Origin of the sequence: Vibrio sp. V10_P2A27P122, from assembly GCF_963874335.1 — a bacterium.
Taxonomy (GTDB): Bacteria; Pseudomonadota; Gammaproteobacteria; order Enterobacterales; family Vibrionaceae; genus Vibrio; species Vibrio anguillarum.
This window is the reverse complement of the sequence record NZ_CAWNHY010000160.1, coordinates 1-3,651: the sequence shown is the minus strand read 5'-3', so window position 1 is coordinate 3,651 and position 3,651 is coordinate 1. Positions and strand designations below refer to the sequence as shown.

General features: G+C 44.8%; 4 protein-coding genes. 3 read left to right on the top strand and 1 reads right to left on the bottom strand.

Features of this window, described 5'->3' with window-relative positions; genetic code table 11:
- The 3 genes from mnmA to purB form a co-directional block, all read left to right on the top strand.
- Positions 1-676: tRNA 2-thiouridine(34) synthase MnmA (gene mnmA / locus AACQ17_RS07610; RefSeq protein WP_094167755.1), on the top strand; the 676-nt coding region annotated here is incomplete at its 5' end.
- Between the two features lie 20 nt (positions 677-696).
- Positions 697-1,314 carry a high frequency lysogenization protein HflD gene (gene hflD / locus AACQ17_RS07605; protein ID WP_013857105.1) on the top strand — a complete coding sequence of 206 codons (618 nt, stop codon included), beginning with the start codon at positions 697-699 and terminating at the stop codon, positions 1,312-1,314.
- A gap of 54 nt (positions 1,315-1,368) precedes the next feature.
- Positions 1,369-2,739 (top strand): adenylosuccinate lyase, encoded by a 1,371-nt coding sequence (gene purB, locus AACQ17_RS07600; protein WP_019281972.1) that lies wholly within the window; start codon positions 1,369-1,371, stop codon positions 2,737-2,739.
- Positions 2,740-2,839: 100 nt separating this feature from the next.
- On the opposite strand, the gene serC is transcribed toward purB, so the two are convergent.
- Positions 2,840-3,651, bottom strand: an 812-nt coding sequence (serC, locus tag AACQ17_RS07595; RefSeq protein WP_141201474.1) for a 3-phosphoserine/phosphohydroxythreonine transaminase, incomplete at its 5' end; no start/stop codon positions are given.

The following is a 3,651-nucleotide window of genomic DNA, read 5'->3' as shown; positions in this document are numbered from 1 at the left end:
GCGCGGCTTGGACAACAACAAAGACCAAAGCTACTTCCTCTATACATTAAGCCATGAACAAGTGGCTCGTAGCTTATTTCCTGTCGGTGATTTAGAAAAACCTGAAGTTCGACGCATTGCGGAAGAACAAGGTTTGGTGACGGCGAAGAAAAAAGATTCAACCGGTATCTGTTTCATCGGCGAGCGCAAATTTACCGACTTCTTGTCTCGCTATTTACCAGCACAACCGGGTAAAATTGAAACACCAGAAGGTCTCGTTATTGGTGAACATCAAGGCCTGATGTACCACACTTTAGGTCAACGCAAAGGGTTACACATTGGTGGCCAAAAAGGCGGTGGCGGTAATGAAGACCCATGGTATGTCGCTGATAAAGATCTTAAACGTAACGTTTTGATTGCAGTCCAAGGCGCTGATCACCCATTATTGAAATCTCATGGCTTGATCGCTTCCCAATTACACTGGGTTGATCGTACACCAATCCAAGCAACGCTAAGCTGCACGGTAAAAACGCGTTACCGTCAAACGGATATAGCGTGTACCATCATCCCTATTGATGATGAAAACATTAAAGTCATTTTTGATGAGCCACAAGTGGCCGTCACGCCTGGTCAATCCGCGGTTTTCTATCAAGGCGATGTGTGTCTTGGCGGTGGAATTATTGAGCAGCGAATTTAAACAACTTAGGAGTAATAAACGTGGCTAACACCCTTTATGACCGTACCATCGCTTTTGCGGGTATCTGCCAAGCTGTCGCTTTAGTGCAACACGTAGCAAAAAATGGTCACTGTGATTCAGACGCGTTTGAAACTTCTCTAACGGCTATCTTAAGTACTAATCCAAACAATACACTTGATGTCTTCGGCTCTGAGGCCAACTTAAAAATTGGCCTCGAATGTTTGGTGAAAGGTATTGATAGCACGCCATCAGGAAGTGAAATCACTCGCTATATCATTAGCCTGATGGCATTAGAGCGTAAATTAAGCGCTCGTCGTGATGCGATGTCACAGCTGGGCGATCGTATTCAAACGATTGAACGTCAAGTCAACCACTTTGACTTGCTTGATGATCAGATGATCAGCAACCTTGCCAGTATCTACTTGGATGTTATCAGCCCTATTGGCCCGAGAATCCAAGTCACTGGAACCCCTACCATACTTCAACAAACTTCAACCCAGCACAAAGTGCGCGCCTTACTCCTTTCAGGAATTCGTTGCGCTGTCTTGTGGCGTCAGGTTGGAGGAAAGCGTCGCCATCTGATCTTCGGTCGTAAGAAAATGATCGAACAAGCTCAGATTTTATTAGCTCGAGTCTAATATTGACGCAAAGAATTCACTCTCACACTTAACCTCAAAATTCAGGAGAAAAACATGGAACTGTCAGCCTTGACTGCTGTTTCACCGGTAGACGGCCGCTACGGAAGTAAAACGATTGCGTTACGCAGTATCTTTAGTGAGTTTGGTCTCCTCAAGTATCGGACCATTGTTGAAATTCGTTGGTTACAGAAGCTTTCAGCCACTGCTGGAATTGCCGAAGTTCCAGCATTCAGTGATGAAGCCAATCAATTTCTTAATGCGATAGCAGACAATTTTAGCGAAGAAGATGCCGCTCGTATTAAAGAAATTGAACGCACAACGAACCATGATGTTAAGGCTGTAGAGTATTTCTTAAAAGAAAAAGTAGCGGGTGTTCCTGAGCTGCACGCCGTTAATGAATTCATTCACTTTGCTTGTACTTCAGAAGATATCAACAACACATCTCACGCGCTAATGCTCAAAGAAGCGCGCGATACCGTACTTCTTCCTGAAATGCGCAACATTATTGATGCGATTCGTCACTTAGCAGAAGAGTATCGCGATATTCCGTTATTGTCTCGTACCCACGGACAGCCAGCATCACCAAGTACTATGGGTAAAGAGATGGCTAACGTAGCGTACCGTATGGAACGCCAATATAAGCAGATTGCCAATATCGAGATTCTCGCAAAAGTAAACGGCGCAGTAGGTAACTACAACGCTCACCTTTCAGCCTATCCAGAACTCGACTGGCATACCTTTAGTGAAGAGTTTATCACTGAATCGCTAGGTGTGGCGTGGAACCCTTATACCACACAAATTGAGCCACATGATTATATCGCAGAACTATTTGATGCCGTTGCCCGCTTCAATACTATTCTGATCGACTTCGATCGTGACATTTGGGGCTATATCGCTTTGGGCCACTTCAGACAAAGAACCATTGCAGGTGAAATTGGTTCATCGACAATGCCACATAAAGTCAACCCGATCGATTTTGAAAACTCAGAAGGCAACCTAGGCCTTGCTAATGCCGTGTTCAATCACCTAGCACAAAAGCTGCCTATCTCTCGCTGGCAACGTGACTTAACAGATTCAACCGTGCTGCGTAACCTTGGTGTGGGTGTTGGTTATGCGATCATCGCCTACACTTCAACGCTAAAAGGGATCAGTAAACTGGAAGTGAACCGTGATGCGCTGCTTGCTGAGCTCGATAAAAACTGGGAAGTCCTTGCTGAACCAGTGCAAACGGTTATGCGCCGCTACGGCATCGAAAAACCGTACGAAAAATTGAAAGAACTCACGCGCGGTAAGCGAGTCGATGGTGAAGCAATGCGCCACTTTATTGATAGTCTTGCGCTACCTGAAGCTGAAAAAGCACGCTTGAAAGAGATGACACCAGCCAACTACATTGGCCAAGCAATTGAGTTAACCGACAAATTGTAATGCTCTTCAATCTAGCCGATTAATGACAAAGCCCACTTAGTGGGCTTTGTTTTTTAAGGTCGTATTTTATGTTATATCGTTTTTGATACCATAAAAAACGTTAGGCGTATTGCTGTTCAAACTCTTGCATAAAATCAACTAAGGCTTGAACGCCTTCTAGTGTCATCGCATTGTAAATCGAGGCACGCATACCACCCGCGACTCGGTGACCTTGCAGCGAGACTAAACCACGTGCTTCAGCCAACTCTAAAAACGTACTATCCAACTCTGGTTTCACTAATTGGAAAGGCACATTCATCAGTGAACGGTTGTCTGGGTGAATGGTATTGCGATAGAAAGGTGACTCATCAATTGCGTTATAAAGCAGCGCTGCTTTCTCGCGGTTGATTTTCTCAATCGCAGCGACACCACCCTGCCCTTTTAGCCACTTGAACACGAGACCCGACAAATACCACGCAAATGTAGGTGGCGTGTTGAACATAGAATCTTGTTCAGCTTGCACTTTATAATTCAAGATAGTCGGCAGCACATCACTGGCTAAATCAAGCAAATCATCACGAACAATCGCAATACAGATCCCCGCTGGCCCAATGTTTTTCTGTGCTCCCGCATAAATGACTCCGTACTTTGAGACGTCTATTTGGCGCGACAAAATCGTAGATGACATATCAGCTACAATCGGTTTGTCTGTATCTGGTAAATCATTAATCTCAATACCATCTATCGTTTCATTCGGACAAAAATGCACGTAAGCCGACTCAGGATCGATTTTCCATTCGCTAGCTGGTAATACCGCTGTTTTGCCCTCTTTGGTCACTTTGGCGTTGAAAACATCGATTTCACAATATTTCTTCGCTTCTTTGACCGCACTTTCAGCCCAGTAACCCGCATCAATATAGGTCGCTTTAGTCG